Origin of the sequence: Streptomyces clavuligerus (assembly GCF_005519465.1) — a bacterium.
In the GTDB taxonomy this organism is placed as follows: Bacteria; Actinomycetota; Actinomycetes; order Streptomycetales; family Streptomycetaceae; genus Streptomyces; species Streptomyces clavuligerus.
The window spans coordinates 1,466,602-1,485,586 of record NZ_CP027858.1 but is presented as its reverse complement, the minus strand read 5'-3'; the positions used below and the strand labels follow the sequence as shown (position 1 = coordinate 1,485,586).

Genomic DNA, 18,985 nt, shown 5'->3' with positions numbered 1-18,985 from the left:
CCGGGGCATGGGCAGAGGCGAGGCGAACGGAAGCGAGGCCGGTCGGGTGTCAGGTCAGAAGCGGATCACCGGGGCGGACGCCCAGGGCCCCCCGGGGGCGCCGCACGGGCCGGGGCGGTCCACACCCCCCGGGCCGGTGGACGAGGACGCAGGGACACCCCCCGGGCCGGTGGACGAGGACGCAGGGACACCTCCCGGGCCGGTGGACGAGGACGCAGGGACACCTCCCGGGCCGGTGGACGAGGACGCCGGGACACCTCCCGGGCCGGTGGACGAGGACGCCGGGACACCTCCCGGGCCGGTGGACGAGGACGCCGGGACACCTCCCGGGCCGGTGGACGAGGACGCCGGGGGAGGGGACGGACGCCCCGGCCGGGCGGACCCCGGCCCCGGCACCGCCGACGGCACCCCCGGCCCCGGCTCCGCGGGCCGGGCCCCCGCCCCCGTCGGCGGGACCCCCGTCCGGCTCCCCGGCGGCCCGGCCGTCCACACCCCCGGACCTCCCGGGTCTCCCGGCCCGGACGCCGACGTCCCCGGCGCCGACGGCTACGCCGAGGCCCGGCTGCTCCTCCTCACCGGGAAGGAGCAGCCCGGTCCGCCCCGCCGCTCCGCGCTCGCGGGCCTCACCGACCGCTGGCTCGCCGCCCTCTTCGCCGCCGCCTGCCGTGCCACCCGGGTGCACGGCGCCGCCCTGGTCGCCGTCGGCGGCTACGGCCGGAGCGAGCTGTCCCCCCGCAGCGACCTCGATCTGCTGCTCCTCCACGACGGCTCCGCCGACCCCCGGGCCCTCGCCACCCTCGCCGACCGCATCTGGTACCCCGTCTGGGACCTCGGGCTCTCCCTCGACCACTCCGTCCGCACCCCCGCCGAGGCCCGCCGCACCGCGGGCGGCGATCTCCGCGCCCACCTCGGACTCCTCGACGCCCGCCCGGTCGCCGGGGACCTCGCCCAGGTGGCCGGGTTGCGCACGGCCGTGCTCGCCGACTGGCGCGACCAGGCCCAGCGGCGCCTGCCCGAACTCCACGACCTCTGCCGCGAGCGCGCCGAACGCCAGGGCGAGCTGCGCTTCCTGCTCGAACCCGACCTCAAGGAGGCACGCGGCGGGCTGCGGGACACCACCGCGCTGCGGGCCGTGGCCGCCTCCTGGCTCGCCGACGCCCCCCGGGAAGGGCTCGCCGAGGCCCGCCGCACCCTGCTCGACACCCGGGACGCCCTCCATCTGACCACCGGCCGCGCCACCGACCGGCTCGCCCTCCAGGAACAGGACCAGGTCGCCGCCGAACTCGGCCTCCTCGACGGAGACGCCCTGCTGCGCCAGGTGTACGAGGCCGCGCGGACCGTCGCGTACGCCACCGACGTCACCTGGCGCGAGGTGCACCGGGTGCTCCGGGCGCGCTCGGCCCGGCCCCGGCTGCGCGCCGTCCTCGGCGGCCGGCGGAGCGACCCCGGGCGGGTCCCGCTCGCCGACGGCGTCGTCGAACAGGACGGCGAGGCCGTACTGGCCCGTACCGCCCGGCCGGACCGGGACCCCGTGCTGCCGCTGCGCGCCGCGGCCGCGGCGGCCCAGGCCGGGCTGCCGCTCTCCCGTCACGCCGTGCGGCGGCTCGCCGACGCCGCCCCGCCGCTGCCGGTGCCCTGGCCCGCGGAGGCTCGGCAGGAGTTCGTGATACTGCTCGGCGCGGGCGCCCCCGCCGTCGCCGTCTGGGAGGCCCTGGAGGCCGGGGGTCTGATCGACCGGCTGCTGCCGGACTGGGAACGGGTGCGCTGCCGCCCCCAGCGCAACGCCGTCCACACCTGGACCGTCGACCGCCACCTCGTGGAGACCGCCGTCCGGGCCGCCGCGCTGGCCCGCCGGGTCGACCGCCCCGATCTGCTGCTGACGGCCGCCCTCCTCCACGACATCGGGAAGGGCTGGCCCGGGGACCACTGCGCCGTGGGCGGCACCATCGCCCGGGACATGGCCGTCCGGATCGGCTTCGACGCCGACGACGCGGCCGTGGTGACCACCCTCGTCCGCCACCATCTGCTGCTGATCGAGACCGCCACCCGGCGCGACCTGGACGATCCGCAGACCGTCCGGGCCGTCGCCGACGCGGTCGGCTCGCGGCGGGCGCTGGAGCTGCTGCACGTCCTCACCGAGGCGGACGCCCTGGCCACCGGGCCCGCGGCCTGGTCGTCCTGGCGGGCGTCCCTCGTCGCGGAGCTGGTGCGCCGGGTCGGGGCCCATCTCGCCGGGGACGCGGACCGGACCGAAGACATCGACCAGCGCAAGCACGGGAACGAGCACGGGCACGGGCACGGGATCGGGAGCGGGAACGAGGACGAGAGCCAGGACGAGACCGGGAGCGGGGATCGCGGCGGTCCGGCCGCGGAGTACGAACGCCTCGCGGCCGAGGCGCTGCGCACCGGCGGCCCCGTCCTCTCGCTGAGCACCCCCGGCACCGCGGCGCAGGAGCCCCCCGGGTCATCCGAGGCGCCGGAACCCGTCGGCGTGGAACTGCTGATCGTGGTGCCGGAGCGGCCCGGAGTGCTGCCCGCCGCCGCCGGGGTCCTCGCCCTGCACCGGCTCACCGTCCGCTCCGCCGAACTGTCCGTCGTCGTACCCGAGGACGCGGCGGCGCTGCCCTGGTCGGTCCTCGTCCTGAACTGGCGGGTCGCCGCCGCCTACGGTTCGCTGCCGCAGGCCGCCCGGCTCCGCGCCGATCTGGTGCGCGCCCTCGACGGGACGCTGGACATCCCCGCCCGCCTCGCCGAGCGGGAGGCCGCCCGGCCGCGCCGCCGCGGGGCCGCGCCCGCCCCGCCCCGGGTCACCGTCGACCCCGCCGCCTCCCGGGACGCCACCGTGATCGAGGTCCGCGCCCAGGACGCCCCCGGTCTGCTGCACCGCATCGGGCAGGCGCTGGAGACGGCGGGGGTACGGGTGCGCAGCGCGCATGTGTCGACCCTGGGCGCGCACGCGGTGGACGCCTTCTATGTCACCGGCGCCGACGGGCTCAGACTGCCGGAGGACACCGCCCGGGAGCTGGCCGACCGGCTGGAGCGGACGCTGGGCTGACCCGGGCCCGTACCGCCGCGCCGCCCGCCCGCGCCGCCCGCCGCCCCGGTCCGCCGCCGCCCCGTCCCGGGCGCGCCGTACCCGCCGAACCCGAGGGGGACGGCGGGTAATCGCGCAGGGGACGGCGGGCACCGTGAACGGCCGGATACCCTGGAGGGCGATTACTGCCTGCCCCCGACCCCTGAGGACCGACGAGCGCCGTGTTCGACACTCTCTCCGACCGCTTGGCGAATACCTTCAAGACCCTGCGCGGAAAAGGACGGCTCTCCGAGGCGGACATCGACGCCACGGCGCGCGAGATCCGGATCGCGCTGCTGGAGGCGGATGTCGCCCTTCCGGTCGTCCGGGCGTTCATCGCCAAGGTCAAGGAGCGGGCGCGCGGTGCCGAGGTCTCCAAGGCGCTGAACCCGGCCCAGCAGGTCATCAAGATCGTCAACGAGGAGCTGGTGGCGATCCTCGGCGGGGAGACCCGCCGGCTGCGCTTCGCCAAGCAGCCCCCCACCGTGATCATGCTCGCCGGTCTCCAGGGTGCCGGTAAGACCACCCTCGCCGGAAAGCTCGGCCACTGGCTGAAGAGCCAGGGTCACTCCCCGCTGCTCGTCGCCTGCGACCTCCAGCGCCCCAACGCCGTCAACCAGCTCTCCGTGGTCGCCGAGCGCGCCGGGGTCGCGGTGTACGCCCCGCAGCCCGGCAACGGCGTGGGCGACCCGGTCCAGGTGGCCAAGGACTCCATCGAGTTCGCCCGGACCAAGGTCCACGACGTGGTCGTCGTCGACACCGCCGGACGCCTCGGCATCGACGAGGAGCTGATGCGGCAGGCGGCGGACATCCGGGACGCGGTCTCGCCCGACGAGATCCTCTTCGTCGTCGACGCCATGATCGGCCAGGACGCGGTCAACACCGCCGAGGCGTTCCGCGACGGCGTCGGCTTCGACGGCGTGGTCCTCTCCAAGCTGGACGGCGACGCGCGCGGCGGTGCCGCGCTCTCCATCGCGCATGTCACCGGCCGCCAGATCATGTTCGCCTCCAACGGCGAGAAGCTGGACGACTTCGACGCCTTCCACCCGGACCGCATGGCGTCGCGCATTCTGGGCATGGGCGACGTCCTGAGCCTGATCGAGAAGGCCGAGCAGACCTTCAGCCAGGAAGAGGCCGCCAAGATGGCCTCCAAGCTGGCGAGCAGCAAGGGCAAGGAGTTCACGCTCGACGACTTCCTGGCCCAGATGGAGCAGGTCCGCAAGATGGGCTCCATCTCCAAGCTGCTCGGCATGCTGCCCGGCATGGCCCAGATGAAGGACCAGATCAACAGCATCGACGAGCGCGACGTGGACCGCACCGCCGCGATCATCAAGTCGATGACCCCGGCCGAGCGCCAGGACCCGACGATCATCAACGGCTCGCGCCGCGCCCGTATCGCCAAGGGCTCGGGTGTCGAGGTCAGCGCGGTCAAGAGCCTGGTGGAGCGGTTCTTCGAGGCCCGCAAGATGATGTCCCGGATGGCGCAGGGCGGCGGGCTCCCCGGCATGCCGGGCATCCCGGGCATGGGCGGCGGCCCCGGCCGGCAGAAGAAGCAGCAGAAGCAGGCCAAGGGCAAGCGCCGCAGCGGCAACCCGATGAAGCGCAAGGCGGAGGAGGAGGCCGCGGCGGTCCGCCGTGAGCAGGGCGGCCAGGGCGGCGCCTTCGGCCTTCCGGCGGGCGCCCCGGGCAAGGACTTCGAGCTTCCCGACGAGTTCAAGAAGTTCATGGGCTGACGAGATGTCCCTGGGCCGGTCGGCGCCGCCGCCACCGGCCCCGGTGGCGCCCGGTGACGTCTGCCGTACGCCGTACGACGGTGTCGGCACCCCGCGCGGGGTGCCGACACCGTCGTTCTGTCTTAACGTCCCGGTATGAGCAACGCCGCGCCGGGACCCCCGCCGGACGGCCGGGCCCGCGCCCGCGGTACCCCCGGCCGGACCCCGGCCCGCGGCTTCCCGGGGTGGCGCGCCCCCGACAACCGCACCCCGGACAACGGCGCCCCCGACAACCGCACCCCGGACAAGCCCTGGCGCTCGGAGGGCGCACCGCCCCCGTCGCAGCCGAAGCGGCGGATGCCCGGCGGCTGGGCCGGGCTGGTCCTCGCCGCGCTCGCGGTCTACCTGGTCACCAATCTGGTGCTGACGTACATCAACGAGAGCAACGAGCCGACGGTTTCGTACACCGAGTTCAGCAAACAGGTCACCGCGGGCAATGTCTCGAAGATCTACTCCAAGGGCGACGCGATCCAGGGCCAGCTCAAACAGAAGGCGCCCCTTCCCGGGGAGAAGGGCGACTACACCAAGTTCACCACCCAGCGCCCCGCCTTCGCGGACGACAACCTCTGGGGCGAGCTGACCGCCCAGAAGGTCACCGTGACGGCCGAGCCCGTCGTCCAGCAGCGCAGCTTCCTCACCAATCTGCTGATCGCCCTCGCGCCGATGCTGCTGCTCGTCCTGTTGTGGGTGTTCATCGCCCGCCGGATGGGCGCCGCGCTCGGCGGCGGCGCCTTCAGCCGCAAACCCCCGCCCAAACCCGTCGAGGTGGCGGAGGGCAGACGGACCACCTTCGCCGACGTCGCCGGGATCGACGAGGTCGAGGGCGAACTCGACGATGTCGTGGACTTCCTGAAGAACCCGCGGCCCTATCGGCGCATGGGCGCCCGCATGCCCGGCGGGGTGCTGCTCGCGGGCCCGCCCGGCACCGGGAAGACCCTGCTCGCCCGCGCCGTCGCGGGGGAGGCCGGGGTTCCGTTCTTCTCCGCGTCCGCGTCCGAGTTCATCGAGATGATCGTGGGTGTGGGCGCCGGACGGGTGCGGGAGCTGTTCGCGGAGGCCCGCAAGGTCGCCCCCGCCATCGTCTTCATCGACGAGATCGACACCATCGGCCGGGCCCGGGGCGCCGCCGGGGGACTCGGCGGACACGACGAACGCGAGCAGACCCTCAACCAGATCCTCACCGAGATGGACGGCTTCACCGGCTCCGAGGGCGTCATCGTGCTCGCCGCCACCAACCGCGCCGACGTCCTCGACCCCGCCCTGACCCGGCCCGGACGCTTCGACCGGATCGTCCATGTATCGCCCCCCGACCGGGCCGGTCGCGAGGCCATCCTCCAGATCCACACCCGGGAGATCCCCCTCGCCGACGACGTGGACCTGGCCCGGATCGCCCGCGCCACCCCCGGGATGACCGGGGCGGAACTGGCCAACCTCACCAACGAGGCCGCGCTGCTCGCGGTCAAGCGCAAACAGTCGGCGGTCCGCCAGGGCGATCTCTCCAGCGCCCTGGAGAAGGTCCAGCTCGGGGCGGAACGCCCGCTGGTCATGGCGGCGGACGAGCGCCGCCGCACCGCCTACCACGAGAGTGGCCACGCCCTGCTGGGCATGGTCCAGCCGGGCGCCGACCCCGTCCGCAAGGTCACCATCGTCCCGCGCGGCCGGGCGCTCGGGGTCACCCTCTCCACCCCGGACGCGGACAAGTACGCCTATACCGAGGAGTATCTGCGCGGACGGATCATCGGGGCCCTCGGCGGGATGGCCGCCGAGTCGGTCGTCTTCGGGGTGATCACCACCGGTTCCGAGAGCGACCTCGAACAGGTGACCGCGATCGCCCGCGGCATGGCGGGCCGCTGGGGGATGAGCGCCCGCGTCGGACGGCTCACCGCGATCCCCGGCGACACCCAGGCGGCGTACGGGCTGGCCGCCGCCCCCGCCACCCTGGACACCGTCGACGGCGAGATGCGGCGGATCGTGGACGAGTGCTACGAGCAGGCGTGCCGGCTGCTGCGGGAGAACCGGGAGCGGCTGGACTCCCTGGCCGCCGCGCTGCTGGAGCACGAGACCCTGGACGAGGACGCCGCCTACCGCGCGGCCGGTGTCCCCCGGCTGTCGAAGGACGACTCCGCGTGACGGACCGCCCCATGGCCGCCGCCGCGCCGGGAGGGCGGTGGTGCGGTTCCTGGCCGGGGCGGCGCGGGGTGGGTCCGGGCGGCGCGGAGGGCCCCGGCAGCGGCCCCTCGGGGCGGTACTCGGCCAGGAAGGCGGGCCGACCCCGGTGGAACAAGCCGTTTCTGTGCGCTGACCGGTGGCCGGGGGCCGCTCCGTCCCCACGGCGGACGGCCCGCCCGGTAATGTCGCGGTGGTCGCCCGCCCCCGCAGAACCCGCCCGGGTGCGTCCCGCCCGTTCCGTACCGCCGGTACGGAGCCCCGCGGACGGACGTCTCCGGCGGCCCCGGAACGCTTGGTGCGTGCCGGGCTTGGTGGGAGGTGCGCGGCTTCTCCGCAGATCCGCGTACCCGCCCTTCTCGGTGCGCTGATCACGCCAACTGACGGGTACGTGCAAAATATTTGGGATGGCCCGGAATGGAACCCGGTGACGGTCCGGCTCGTTATCACGACGTGAGCACGACACCACCTGTTCTCGCCGCAGAGCTGGCACAGGCCTGGGCCGATATTCAGCGGCACCACCCTGAGCTGCCAGACCTGGCCGCGCCCGAGTCCCTGATCGGAGAGTCGTCGTCCGCCTGCGGCGCCGAGCTCTCCTTCGAGCGACTGCTCCATGAGGCAGTCCACGGCATCGCCGCCGCGCGAGGTGTCCGGGACACCTCGCGCGCCGGCCGCTACCACAACCGCAGATTCCTGGCGATCGCCGAGGAAATGGGTCTCGACCATGCCGAGGAGCCGCATCCCAGCAGCGGGTTCTCGCTGGTCGTGCTCAGCCCCGAGGCCAAGCGCCGCTACCGCCCGACGATCGACCGGCTCCAGCGCGCCCTCAAGGCGCACACGGTCGCCACGGCATCGGACACCAAGCGATCCTTCCGCGGACCCGCCGCCCGGCACGGTTCGTCCGGCGGGGGCGTGCGGGTCAAGGCCGTCTGCGACTGCGGTCGCAATGTCCGGGTGGTGCCCTCCGTCCTCGCCCAGGCGCCCATCGTCTGCGGCGGCTGCGGCAAGCCCTTCCGTATCCCCGAGCCGGTCGCCGCGGCGAGCTGACCCCCGGACCGGCCGCCGGACGGGGGCGGCGCGGGACCGGGGGACAGCACGTCATCGGCGTCTGGCGCCGTGTGGCACAATGAGTAGCTGTACTCGACGGCCGTACAGGACCCCTCTCTCCTCCGGCTGGCGCGTCCATCGGGCACCCGAGTACCGCAACCCCACGTGGCATCTCGTTGTGCCCAACCACGTCAAGACCAGGAGACACCACTTCCGTGGCAGTCAAGATCAAGCTGAAGCGTCTGGGCAAGATCCGTTCGCCTCACTACCGCATCATCGTCGCCGACTCCCGTACCCGCCGTGACGGCCGGGCCATCGAGGAGATTGGCCTGTACCACCCGGTGCAGAACCCCTCGCGCATCGAGGTCGACTCGGAGCGCGCGCAGTACTGGCTCTCCGTCGGCGCCCAGCCGACCGAGCCGGTTCTCGCCATCCTGAAGCTGACCGGCGACTGGCAGAAGCACAAGGGCCTGCCGGCCCCGGCGCCGCTGCTCGTGGCCGAGCCGAAGGTCGACAAGCGCGCCGCGTTCGACGAGTTCGCCAAGGCCCTTGAGGGCGGCGAGCCGAAGGGTGAGGCCATCACCCCGAAGGCGAAGAAGGCCGACAAGAAGGCGGACGACGCGGCTGACGCTGCCGAGTCGACCGAGGCCTGAGCATGCTCGAAGAGGCGCTGGAGCACCTCGTGAAGGGCATTGTCGACAACCCGGACGACGTACAGGTCGCCTCGCGCAACCTGCGGCGCGGGCGGGTGCTGGAGGTCCGGGTCCACCCCGACGACCTCGGTAAGGTGATCGGCCGCAACGGCCGCACCGCACGTGCCCTGCGCACCGTCGTGGGCGCCATCGGCGGCCGTGGCATCCGTGTCGACCTCGTCGACGTGGATCAGGTCAGCTGAAGCAGTTGAACACCGGCTCGGGCCGGGGAGGGGCATTTTCTGCCCTCCCCGGCCCGTAGTCGTAGGGCCCGGAGCAGGCCCGAGGGTCCCCCGGGTGACGCGGCGGCCCGCTCCGTCACCCGGGTGGACCGGGCCGCACCGTCGCAGTGACGACAGAAGAGAGAGCACCGTGCAGTTGGTAGTCGGCCGGATCGGCCGGGCCCATGGCGTCAAGGGCGAGGTCAGCGTGGAGGTCCGCACGGACGAGCCGGAGCTGCGGCTCGGCCCCGGCGCCGTCCTCCTCACCGACCCGCCCGCCAGGGGGCCGCTGACGATCGAGACCGGCCGGGTGCACAGCGGCAGACTGCTGCTGCGCTTCGCGGGCGTCCGGGACCGCAACGGCGCCGAGGCGCTGCGCGAGACCCTGCTCATCGCCGACGTGGACCCCGAGGCGTCGCCCGAGGGCGACGACGAGTACTACGACCACCAGCTCATCGACCTCGACGTGGTCACCGTCGACGGGACCGAGGTGGGCCGGATCACCGAGATCAGCCATCTGCCCTCGCAGGATCTGTTCATCGTGGAGCGGCCGGACGGCACCGAGGTCATGATCCCGTTCGTGACGGAGATCGTCACCTCCATCGACCTGGAGGAGCAGCGGGCCGTGATCGACCCGCCGCCCGGACTGATCGACGACCGTGCCGAGATCGCGTCCGCGCGCGAGGCCGCCGCCGAGGCCGAGGCCGAAGCGGGCCAGGGCGCCGAAGCGGGCAAGAGCGCTGAGTCCCCTGCGTCCTCTGCGTCGGCTGCGTCCGCTGCGTTTCCTGAGTCCACCGAGGACGACGCCTGATGCGGCTCGACGTCGTCACGATCTTCCCCGAGTATCTGGAACCCCTGAACGTCTCGCTCGTCGGTAAGGCGAGCGCCCGGGGCGTGCTCGATGTCCACATCCACGACCTGCGGGAATGGACCTACGACCGGCACAGCACCGTCGATGACACCCCCTATGGCGGCGGCCCCGGCATGGTCATGAAGACCGAGCCCTGGGGGGAGGCCCTGGACGCCGTCCTGGCCGACGGCTATGAGGCGGGCGCCCGGGAACCGGTCCTGGTGGTGCCCACCCCCAGTGGCCGCCCCTTCACCCAGGACCTCGCCGTGGAACTGTCGGCCCGGCCCTGGCTGATCTTCACCCCGGCCCGGTACGAGGGCATCGACCGCCGAGTCATGGACGAGTACGCCACCCGGATGCCGGTGTACGAGGTCTCCATCGGTGACTATGTACTGGCGGGCGGTGAGGCCGCCGTCCTGGTGATCACCGAGGCGGTGGCGCGGCTGCTCCCGGGTGTGCTGGGCAACGCCGAGTCCCACCAGGACGACTCGTTCGCCCCCGGTCCCATGGCCAATCTGCTCGAAGGGCCCGTCTACACCAAGCCGCCCGTCTGGCGGGACCGCTCCATCCCTCCCGTCCTGACCAGCGGACACCATGGGAAGATCGCCCGCTGGCGGCGGGACGAGGCATTCCGCCGCACGGCGGAGAACCGGCCCGACCTGATCGAGCGCTGCGACCCCTCGGCCTTCGACAAGAAGGACCGGGAGACCCTGTCCATCCTGGGCTGGGCCCCCGAGCCCGACGGCCGATTTTGGCGCAGGCCCCCCGCCGTGGAAGAATAGGCCGCTGCCGTACGTCCGGCGTGCGCCCCTGCCACAGGGGGACACGACGCCCGCCCCGAGGTACCGGCCCCTGAATCTCATCCTCTCTCCCGCTGATGACCTGTGGCATCGGTGAAGAAAGCAGACGAACATGTCGCACGTGCTCGACGCCGTCAACTCCGCCTCGCTGCGGACCGACGTCCCGGCCTTCCGTCCCGGTGACACCGTGAACGTCCACGTTCGCGTCATCGAGGGCAACCGCTCCCGTATCCAGCAGTTCAAGGGTGTCGTCATCCGCCGCCAGGGCGCGGGCGTCAGCGAGACCTTCACGGTCCGCAAGGTCTCCTTCTCCGTCGGTGTCGAGCGGACCTTCCCGGTGCACAGCCCGATCTTCGAGAAGATCGAGCTGGTCACCCGTGGTGACGTCCGCCGCGCCAAGCTGTACTACCTCCGTGAGCTGCGCGGCAAGGCCGCGAAGATCAAGGAGAAGCGCGACAACTGAGGTTGTCCCGGGCGCACCGCGCCTTCGGCTTCGATGAGCCGCCGCTCCCCGAGCGGCGGCTCGTTCCCGTTTCCCCGCCCGCCCGCCTGCCCGCTCCGGACTCCGGTCCCGGACTCCGCCGCGCACCGGCGGCCGGTGGGACCCGTCCGGGTGCCGCGTCCACCCGGCGACGACCGTTTCACACCGCCTTTTCGGGGTACAGGGTGACCTGCCCGGGATGTCATCGGGGGCACAGCGGGGGCCGCTAGGCTTCGCCCTCGTATGGACACCACAGCGATGAACACTGAGCGTGACCGTGCTCCCGGCGCGGACGCGGCGGAACCCTCCCCTCCTGCGTCCCGCGAGCCGGAGGCCGGCGCGCCCGCCCGGTATGCCCGGCTGCGACGGCCGCTCCGGCGCTCCGGCGGTGGCGTCTCCTGGCGGGGGCTGCTGATCCAGGCCGTGGCGGTGGCCGCCGCCGTGCTGCTGTTCAGCCGTTTTGTGGTGCAGCCCTTCCAGATCCCCAGCGGCTCCATGGAGCCCCTGCTCCGCAGCGGCGACCGGGTGCTGGTGAACAAGCTGGCGTACGGCGACGACTCCCCGCCCCGGCGCGGGGACGTGGTGGTCTTCGACGGCGTGGACTCCTTCGTCCCCGGTGGCGCGGTCGAGGAGAACCCCGTGAGCGGGGCCGTCAGGGGCGCGCTGGCCACACTCGGACTGATGGACTCCGGGGAGACCGAGTTCGTGAAACGGGTGGTGGGCGTCGGGGGCGACCGGGTCGTCTGCTGCGACCGGGACGGCCGTCTGCGGGTCAACGGGACACCGGTCGGCGAGGGGGCGTATCTGTACCCCGGCGACGTCCCCTCCGAGGTCCCGTTCGACATCGTCGTCCCCCCGGGGCGGCTGTGGGTGATGGGCGACCACCGCTCCGACTCCCGCGACTCCCGTGATCTCCTGGGCGCGCCGGGCGGCGGCATGGTCCCGGTGGAGCGTGTCATCGGGCGGGTGGACTGGATCGGCTGGCCGGTGGGTCGGTGGACCTCGGTGGAGCGCTCGGAGGCGTTCGCCCGGGTCCCGGACGCGCCCGCCGGGGGCCACCCCACCGGCCCCGGGCACGGTGTTCCGGGGGCGGACCCGGGCGGTTCCCGTGGGTAGGCGGGGACGCCCCGCCGCCCATCGGGCCGGTCCCCGGCCGCGTACGGCGGCGACCGGCCCCGTCGGCACCGGCCGTCCCCCCGGGCGCGCGGAGCGCCGCAGACGGGCGCGGCGGGTCGAACGCCGCCGTCGCAGGACCGCCCTGCGCGAGATCCCCCTGATGGTCGGAGTGGCCCTCGCGATCACGCTGGTCCTCAAGACCTTCCTGGTCCAGGCGTTCGTCATCCCGTCCGGCTCGATGGAGCAGACCATCCGCGTCGACGACCGGGTGGTGGTGGACAAGCTGACCCCGTGGTTCGGGGCGCGGCCGGACCGTGGGGACGTGGTGGTCTTCAAGGACCCCGGCGGCTGGCTCCGGGCGGAGAGCGGCCCGGCCCCGGCCGCTGACCCCGTGGGCGTCCGGCAGATCAGACAGGGGCTCACCTTCATCGGACTGCTGCCCTCCGGCGGTCGGCAGGATCTGATCAAACGGGTGATCGCGGTCGGCGGCGACACCGTGCGCTGCTGCACGGCGGACGGTCGGGTCAGCGTCAACGGCGTCTCTCTCGACGAGCCCTATCTGATGCCGGGCGACGCGCCCTCGGCCGTCGGTTTCGAGGTGCGGGTGCCCCCGGGGCGGCTGTTCGTCATGGGCGACCACCGGGCCAACTCCGCCGACTCCCGCTTTCACCTGGGGGAGGGCGACCGGGGGACGGTCCCGGAGGAGCGGGTCGTCGGCCGGGCCTTCGCCGTCGCCTGGCCCCTCGGCCACTGGCGCCGTCTGGAGGAACCCGCGACATACGCCGCCGTTCCGGACGTCTCACCTCCGGACGCGGGCGCGGGTGCCACCGCCGCGCCGCCTGTGTCGCATAGGCTGTTCTCCCAGGATCGCAACGGAATGGTCCTGCTCCCGAGCCTTGCGGAACTCCCGCTCGTTATGGGAGTAGTGGGCCTGCTTCTTCTTCGGGGCAGGCGGTTCGCACGGAGTGAGGAGTGGATGTGGGGGACGTGGCGGTCGGCACACGGTCCGGACACGATCAGCCGGAGGACAGGCCGGGAGAGCAGCCCGTCGATCCCTCCCTGCCCGTGGCGGGCGATGATCCGTCCAGGGTCCCCCCGGCGGGTGGGAATCCCGCTGACGACGGGATCGCCGGGGACGACGGGGACGACGACGGGGGCGACCGGCGGAAGGCGCAGCGGTCCTTCTGGAAGGAACTGCCGCTGCTGATCGGTATCGCGCTGGTGCTGGCGCTGCTGATCAAGACCTTCCTGGTCCAGGCGTTCTCGATCCCCTCGGACTCCATGCAGAACACGCTCCAGCGCGGGGACCGGGTGCTCGTCGACAAGCTGACGCCGTGGTTCGGCTCCGAGGCGGAGCGCGGCGAGGTCGTCGTCTTCCACGACCCGGGCGGCTGGCTGGAGGGGGAGCCCACCCCCGCGCCCAACGCGTTGCAGAAGTTTCTGAGCTTTATCGGCCTGATGCCGTCGGCCGAGGAGAAGGACCTGATCAAGCGGGTGATCGCGGTCGAGGGCGACACCGTGGAGTGCCGCAAGGGCGGCCCGGTCAAGGTCAATGGGAAGGTGCTCGACGAGCCCTATGTCTTCCCCGGCAACTCGGCCTGCGACGACCAGCCCTTCGGCCCCTTCAAGGTGCCCAAGGACCGGCTCTGGGTGATGGGCGACCACCGGCAGAACTCCCGGGACTCCCGCTACCACATGGAGGACGTGAACGGCGGGTTCGTCCCGGTCGACAAGGTCGTCGGCCGTGCCGTCGTCGTCGCCTGGCCGGTCAGCCGCTGGTCGACGCTCTCCGTCCCGGACACCTACGACCAGCCCGGACTGAACGCGGCGGCGTCCGTCGCGGTCTCGTCCGCCCCGCTGGCCATGGGCACCCTGGGCGCCCTGCCCCTCGTCCTGTGGCGGCGAAAGCGGCTGACCGGCGCCGATACCGCCCGGTAGGGTGCCGTCCCAGATCGGGCTCACCGGGCCTCCGTGAGGGGAGCGCCCCGGAGCCGCGTCTCCGAGGGGTGGGGAGCACGGGATGGGACCAGTTCAAGCGGGCGACGGCCACGGCCGGCTCGGCAGCGTGCTGTCGGGTCTGGCCGTGGCCGTCGGCTGTCTGCTCTTTCTGGGGGGCTTCGGCTGGGGCGCGCTGGTCTATCAGCCGTACACCGTGCCGACCGGTTCCATGTCCCCGACGGTCGAGCCGGGCGACCGGGTGCTCGCGGAGCGCGTCGAGGGCGACGCGGCCCGGCGCGGGGACATCGTGGTCTTCCAGGACGCCCAGTGGGGCGGGGAGCCGATGCTCAAGCGGGTGGTGGGCGTCGGCGGCGACACGGTCGCCTGCTGCGGTGACGGCGGCGCCCTGACCGTGAACGGCCGGGAGATCGACGAACCCTATCTCTCGGCCGCCTCGTCGCAGGGGCCGCCGGACACCTTCTCGGCGGAGGTCCCCGACGGCCATCTCTTCCTCCTCGGCGACGAGCGCATGGGGTCGCTGGACTCGCGCTCCCACCTCCAGGACGCGGGCGGCGGCTCGGTGTCCCGGTCGGCGGTCGTCGGCCGCCTCGACGCCATCGCCTGGCCGCTGACGGGCGGGGTGATCGAGCGGCCCGAGGGCTTCGCGGCACTGCCCGGCGGTGTCTCCGAGCCGGGGCCGATCCGGCTGATCGCGGTATCCGTCGTGGTGGGAGCGGCGCTGATCGTCGGTGGCGCCGTGTACGGGCCCCTCGCGCGCCGCCGCACCGGCGCGACCGGGCGCGGGAGGGCGGTCAGCGGTGCGGGGCGCTGAGACCCCACCGGCCCCGGGGCCGAGGTGGTGGACTTCCGCCGAACTGCCGTCCGCGCGTGAGACGGTGTACCCGACCAAACTCGCCGGGCCGCTGCGCACTGCCCGGCGGGGGCCCTCCGCACACGCCGGTGACTCCGGCCCCGGAACGACCGGGGCCCGGGGGCACAGGCGCACCATGAGGGGGGACGCACGGCTGAAGGGGAACATGCCATGAGCGCCGAGGACCTCGAAAAGTACGAGACCGAGATGGAGCTGAAGCTCTACCGGGAGTATCGAGACGTCGTCGGACTGTTCAAGTACGTGATCGAGACCGAGCGTCGCTTCTATCTCACCAACGACTACGAGATGCAGGTCCACTCGGTCCAAGGCGAGGTCTTCTTCGAGGTGACGATGGCGGACGCCTGGGTCTGGGACATGTACAGACCAGCGAGGTTCGTCAAACAGGTCCGGGTGCTCACTTTCAAGGACGTGAACATTGAGGAGCTGAGCAAGAGCGATCTCGAACTTCCGGGTGGCTGAGTTATCCACAGTCGACGGGTTGTCCACCGGTTTCCCCCAAGATCCACGGCGCCGGGCGTGATGCCTCATCGTCGGTGCCGGAGGTGGTGCCGGGATGAACGCGACGGGGGCACTGGGACGGTACGGCGAGGACCTGGCGGCACGGCTGCTGACCGGGGCCGGGATGACGGTTCTGACGAGGAACTGGCGGTGCGGCCGGACGGGCGAGGTCGACATCGTCGCCCGGGAGGGCGACACCGTCGTCCTCTGTGAGGTCAAGACCCGCAGAGCGAGCCGGTTCGAACATCCGATGGCGGCGGTCACCCCCGCCAAGGCGGAGCGGCTGCGGCTGCTCGCCGCCTGCTGGCTGGAGCGGCACGGCGCCGCCCCACCGGGCGGAATCCGGATCGACCTGGTGGCAGTGGTGCTGCCCCGGCGGGGAGCGCCCCGGGCCGAGCATGTCCGCGGGGTGGCCTGATGGGGTTCGCACGGACGTGCTCGGTGGCGCTGGTCGGCGTCGAGGGCGTGGTGGTCGAGGTCCAGGCCGGTCTGGAGCGCGGCGTGGCCGCGTTCACCCTGGTCGGACTGCCGGACAAAAGCCTGGTGGAGAGCCGCGACCGGGTCCGGGCCGCGGTCGTCAACTCCGGGGAGGAATGGCCGCAGAGGAAGCTCACCGTGGGGCTCAGCCCGGCCTCGGTGCCCAAGGGGGGCAGTGGCTTCGACCTCGCGGTCGCCGGCGCGGTGCTCGCCGCCGCCGGGCGGGTCGACCCGGCGGCGATCGCCGATCTGGTGCTCATCGGAGAACTGAGCCTGGACGGCCGGGTACGGCCGGTGCGCGGAGTGCTCCCCGCCGTGATCGCGGCGGCCGAGGCCGGATACCGGCAGGTGGTGGTCCCGGAGCCGACGGCGGGCGAGGCCGCGCTGGTCCCCGGGGTCTCGGTGCTCGGCGTGCGGAGCCTGCGGCAGCTCATCGCCGTACTGGGCGACGAGCCGGTCCCCGAGGAGGAACCCCTGCCGGAGGGCAGTCCCGATCCCGCGCTGGCCGGTCTCACGGTGCCGGGCGCCGGAGCGGGCACCGGGCTGGCCTCCGCCCCCGTCTCCCCGGGCGGCCCCGACCTCGCCGATGTCGCGGGCCAGCGGACCGCCCGCAGAGCCCTGGAGATCGCGGCGGCCGGGGCACACCACCTGCTGCTCCACGGCCCGCCGGGAGCGGGCAAGACACTCCTCGCGGAGCGGCTGCCGGGGGTGCTGCCGCCCCTGACCCGGCAGGAGGCCCTGGAGGTCACAGCGGTTCACTCGGTCGCGGGCATCCTGCCGCCCGGCCAGCCCCTGGTGAACACCCCGCCGTACTGCGCCCCGCACCACTCGGCCACCATGCCCTCCCTGGTCGGCGGGGGAAACGGGCTGCCCCGTCCGGGTGCGGTGTCCCTCGCCCACCGCGGTGTGCTCTTTTTGGATGAAACTCCTGAATTCGCCACAAAGGTGCTGGATGCCTTGCGGCAGCCCCTGGAGTCGGGGCATGTCGTGGTCGCCCGCAGCGGGGGAGTGGTGCGGCTCCCGGCGCGCTTTCTGCTGGTCCTCGCGGCGAACCCCTGCCCCTGCGGCCGCCACACCCTGAACGGCGGGGGCTGCGAGTGCCCGCCGTCCGCCATCCGCCGGTACCAGGCCCGGCTCTCCGGCCCGCTGCTCGACCGGGTGGACCTCAGGGTCCGGGTCGACCCCGTCCACCGGGACGACCTGCTCGGACCGAGCGGGCGGGGCGAATCCACGACCGTGGTCGCCGCCCGGGTCCGCGCCGCCCGCGAACGCGCCGCCGAGCGGCTGCGGGACACCCCGTGGACCGTCAACAGCGAAGTGCCCGGCCATGAGCTGCGCACCCGCTGGCCGCTCGCCCCGGGGGCGCTCGCGGCGGCCGAGCGCGATCTGGAACGGGGCCTGCTCACGGCCCGCGGCCTGGACCGGGTGCTCCGGGTCGCCTGGACCGTCGCCGACCTCGCGGGCCGCGACCGCCCCGGCGACGAGGACATCGCCCTCGCCCTCGAACTCCGCACCGGCGTCGCCCGGGGAGTCCCGCTTCCCACGAGGGGGTGAACCGCCCCCGCCGGACCTCACCGACAGGCCGTCCCGCCCCGGGGCAGGGCGGGCCCGAAGGAGCCGCCCGAACGGCAGCGGCGGATTACAGGCGCACACGGGCGCAACGGACATCACCTGCCCGGACGCGACCGGACAGCCGAAGAACAGCGAGAGGAGAGGGGACAGGCGTGGACGAGGAGGAGCGGTGGGCGCGGGCCGCGCTCACCCGGGTCGTCGAACCGGGGGACGAGCACGGCGGGCGCCTGCTGCGGCACCTGGGCGCGAGCGGGCTGCTGGCCCGGCTCACCGCGACGGAGGACATCACCCCGGCGCCACCCGGCGTCGGAGCGCGCCGCCTCGCCCGCTGGCGCGCCCGCGCGCGGACCGCCGAACCGCATCGCGACCTCGACAGCGTCACCGCGTTGGGTGGCCGGTTCATCTGTCCGGGCGACATGGAATGGCCCACCCAACTCGACGACCTCGGCGACACCGCCCCCATCGGCCTCTGGCTCCGGGGCCGCCCCGATCTGCGCACCTGGGCCCTGCGCTCCGTCGCCGTCGTCGGCGCCCGCGCCTGCACGCCCTACGGCGCCCACATGGCGGGCGCACTCGGCTCCGGACTGGCCGAACGCGGCTGGATCGTGGTCTCCGGCGGCGCCTTCGGCATCGACGGCGCCGCGCACCGGGGCGCACTCTCGGCAGGCGGCGCGACCGTCGCGGTCCTCGCCTGCGGTGTGGACATGGTCTACCCCCGCGGACACACGGAACTCCTCGGGCGCATCGCCGAACAGGGACTGCTGATCGCCGAGTTACCGCCCGGCGACCACCCCACCGCGGCCCGGTTCGTCCTCCGCAACCGGGTGATCGCCGCGCTCACCCGGGGCACCGTGGTCGTCGAAGCCGCCCACCGCAGCGGCGCCCTGGTCACCGCGCGCTGCGCCCAGCGGCTCACCCGTCACACGATGGGTGTACCGGGGCCCGCGACGAGCGGACTCTCCGCCGGGGTCCACGAACTGCTCCGCGAGAACGCCGTACTGGTCACCGACGTCGACGACATCGTCGAACTCGTCGGAGGGATGGGGCAGCTCGCCCCGCCCCGCCGGGGCCCCGTACTCCCCCGTGACCTCCTGGACCCCGCCGCCGCCCGGCTTCTGGAGGTCTTCCCGTCCCGGGGCGCGGTCCCCGTCGCGCGACTCGCCCGGGAGACGGGGGAGAGTCCGGACACCGCACTCGGCAAGCTGTACGAACTGCACGCGCTGGGGTTCGTCGAACGGCACGGCGACAACTGGAAGTTGACTCCCGAGGCGAAGCAGCGCCACCGGCCCCCACGAGACACCCCGTGACCTGCGGCATCCGGGTGACGGGCGGGCGTTGCGGCCCGGTGCGCCGCCACCGGCCCGACCCCGGTGACCCGCGTGCGGCGCGC

Annotated in this window: 16 protein-coding genes and 1 pseudogene; all 17 read left to right on the top strand. The window is 73.5% G+C overall.

The features are described from left to right. The first annotated feature begins 7 nt into the window (after nucleotides 1-7). The 17 genes and pseudogenes from CRV15_RS05890 to dprA all read left to right on the top strand — a co-directional run bounded on the left by CRV15_RS05890 (nucleotide 8) and on the right by dprA (nucleotide 18,902). Nucleotides 8-3,055, top strand: coding sequence for a [protein-PII] uridylyltransferase (locus CRV15_RS05890; protein ID WP_003962010.1), 3,048 nt, complete (start codon nucleotides 8-10; stop codon nucleotides 3,053-3,055). A gap of 200 nt (nucleotides 3,056-3,255) precedes the next feature. Continuing rightward, nucleotides 3,256-4,806 (top strand): signal recognition particle protein, encoded by a 1,551-nt coding sequence (ffh, locus tag CRV15_RS05885; RefSeq protein WP_003962011.1) that lies wholly within the window; start codon nucleotides 3,256-3,258, stop codon nucleotides 4,804-4,806. A 336-nt stretch (nucleotides 4,807-5,142) separates the two neighbouring features. After that, on the top strand, nucleotides 5,143-6,975 hold the full coding sequence (gene ftsH, locus CRV15_RS05880) for an ATP-dependent zinc metalloprotease FtsH (RefSeq protein WP_197357340.1): 1,833 nt from the start codon (nucleotides 5,143-5,145) through the stop codon (nucleotides 6,973-6,975). Nucleotides 6,976-7,464: 489 nt separating this feature from the next. Beyond that, a complete protein-coding gene (locus CRV15_RS05870) occupies nucleotides 7,465-8,058 on the top strand; it encodes a hypothetical protein (RefSeq protein WP_003958960.1) in 594 nt (197 codons plus the stop codon). Nucleotides 8,059-8,273: 215 nt separating this feature from the next. Next, entirely contained in the window at nucleotides 8,274-8,711 is a 438-nt protein-coding gene (gene rpsP / locus CRV15_RS05865; RefSeq protein WP_003958959.1) for a 30S ribosomal protein S16, read from the top strand. A 2-nt stretch (nucleotides 8,712-8,713) separates the two neighbouring features. After that, entirely contained in the window at nucleotides 8,714-8,953 is a 240-nt protein-coding gene (locus CRV15_RS05860; RefSeq protein ID WP_003958958.1) for an RNA-binding protein, read from the top strand. A 169-nt stretch (nucleotides 8,954-9,122) separates the two neighbouring features. Continuing rightward, on the top strand, nucleotides 9,123-9,782 hold the full coding sequence (rimM, locus tag CRV15_RS05855) for a ribosome maturation factor RimM (protein WP_003958957.1): 660 nt from the start codon (nucleotides 9,123-9,125) through the stop codon (nucleotides 9,780-9,782). Continuing rightward, a complete protein-coding gene (gene trmD / locus CRV15_RS05850) occupies nucleotides 9,782-10,603 on the top strand; it encodes a tRNA (guanosine(37)-N1)-methyltransferase TrmD (protein ID WP_003962015.1) in 822 nt (273 codons plus the stop codon). Before rimM ends, trmD begins: the two co-directional genes overlap by 1 nt. Before the next feature lie 130 nt (nucleotides 10,604-10,733). Continuing rightward, a complete protein-coding gene (rplS, locus tag CRV15_RS05845) occupies nucleotides 10,734-11,084 on the top strand; it encodes a 50S ribosomal protein L19 (protein WP_003958955.1) in 351 nt (116 codons plus the stop codon). Nucleotides 11,085-11,345: 261 nt separating this feature from the next. Further along, the gene (gene lepB, locus CRV15_RS05840; RefSeq protein ID WP_044972247.1) at nucleotides 11,346-12,218 is read left to right on the top strand and encodes a signal peptidase I; all 873 of its coding nucleotides are present in this window, start codon (nucleotides 11,346-11,348) and stop codon (nucleotides 12,216-12,218) included. Next, nucleotides 12,211-13,297, top strand: a pseudogene (gene lepB, locus CRV15_RS05835) (signal peptidase I). Before lepB (CRV15_RS05840) ends, lepB (CRV15_RS05835) begins: the two are co-directional and overlap by 8 nt. After that, nucleotides 13,206-14,156 carry a signal peptidase I gene (gene lepB, locus CRV15_RS05830; protein WP_003962018.1) on the top strand — a complete coding sequence of 317 codons (951 nt, stop codon included), beginning with the start codon at nucleotides 13,206-13,208 and terminating at the stop codon, nucleotides 14,154-14,156. Before lepB (CRV15_RS05835) ends, lepB (CRV15_RS05830) begins: the two are co-directional and overlap by 92 nt. Nucleotides 14,157-14,238: 82 nt before the next feature. Next, entirely contained in the window at nucleotides 14,239-14,988 is a 750-nt protein-coding gene (gene lepB / locus CRV15_RS05825) for a signal peptidase I (protein WP_003962019.1), read from the top strand. Nucleotides 14,989-15,198: 210 nt separating this feature from the next. Next, nucleotides 15,199-15,507, top strand: a complete 309-nt coding sequence (locus tag CRV15_RS05815) for a DUF2469 domain-containing protein (RefSeq protein WP_003962020.1) — start codon at nucleotides 15,199-15,201, stop codon at nucleotides 15,505-15,507. Between the two features lie 94 nt (nucleotides 15,508-15,601). Beyond that, a complete protein-coding gene (locus CRV15_RS05810) occupies nucleotides 15,602-15,964 on the top strand; it encodes a YraN family protein (RefSeq protein ID WP_003962021.1) in 363 nt (120 codons plus the stop codon). Further along, nucleotides 15,964-17,577, top strand: coding sequence for a YifB family Mg chelatase-like AAA ATPase (locus CRV15_RS05805; protein WP_003962022.1), 1,614 nt, complete (start codon nucleotides 15,964-15,966; stop codon nucleotides 17,575-17,577). Before CRV15_RS05810 ends, CRV15_RS05805 begins: the two co-directional genes overlap by 1 nt. Before the next feature lie 170 nt (nucleotides 17,578-17,747). Beyond that, nucleotides 17,748-18,902 (top strand): DNA-processing protein DprA, encoded by a 1,155-nt coding sequence (gene dprA, locus CRV15_RS05800; protein ID WP_003962023.1) that lies wholly within the window; start codon nucleotides 17,748-17,750, stop codon nucleotides 18,900-18,902. Nucleotides 18,903-18,985: the final 83 nt, after the last annotated feature.

Coding starts and splice junctions, on each gene's coding strand:
- CRV15_RS05890 (WP_003962010.1), top strand. CDS start 8: ATGGGCAGAGGCGAGGCGAACGGAAGCGAGGCCGGTCGGGTGTCAGGT.
- ftsH (WP_197357340.1), top strand. CDS start 5,143: ATGCCCGGCGGCTGGGCCGGGCTGGTCCTCGCCGCGCTCGCGGTCTAC.
- CRV15_RS05860 (WP_003958958.1), top strand. CDS start 8,714: ATGCTCGAAGAGGCGCTGGAGCACCTCGTGAAGGGCATTGTCGACAAC.
- trmD (WP_003962015.1), top strand. CDS start 9,782: ATGCGGCTCGACGTCGTCACGATCTTCCCCGAGTATCTGGAACCCCTG.
- rplS (WP_003958955.1), top strand. CDS start 10,734: ATGTCGCACGTGCTCGACGCCGTCAACTCCGCCTCGCTGCGGACCGAC.
- lepB (WP_044972247.1), top strand. CDS start 11,346: ATGGACACCACAGCGATGAACACTGAGCGTGACCGTGCTCCCGGCGCG.
- lepB (WP_003962019.1), top strand. CDS start 14,239: ATGGGACCAGTTCAAGCGGGCGACGGCCACGGCCGGCTCGGCAGCGTG.
- CRV15_RS05815 (WP_003962020.1), top strand. CDS start 15,199: ATGAGCGCCGAGGACCTCGAAAAGTACGAGACCGAGATGGAGCTGAAG.
- CRV15_RS05810 (WP_003962021.1), top strand. CDS start 15,602: ATGAACGCGACGGGGGCACTGGGACGGTACGGCGAGGACCTGGCGGCA.
- CRV15_RS05805 (WP_003962022.1), top strand. CDS start 15,964: ATGGGGTTCGCACGGACGTGCTCGGTGGCGCTGGTCGGCGTCGAGGGC.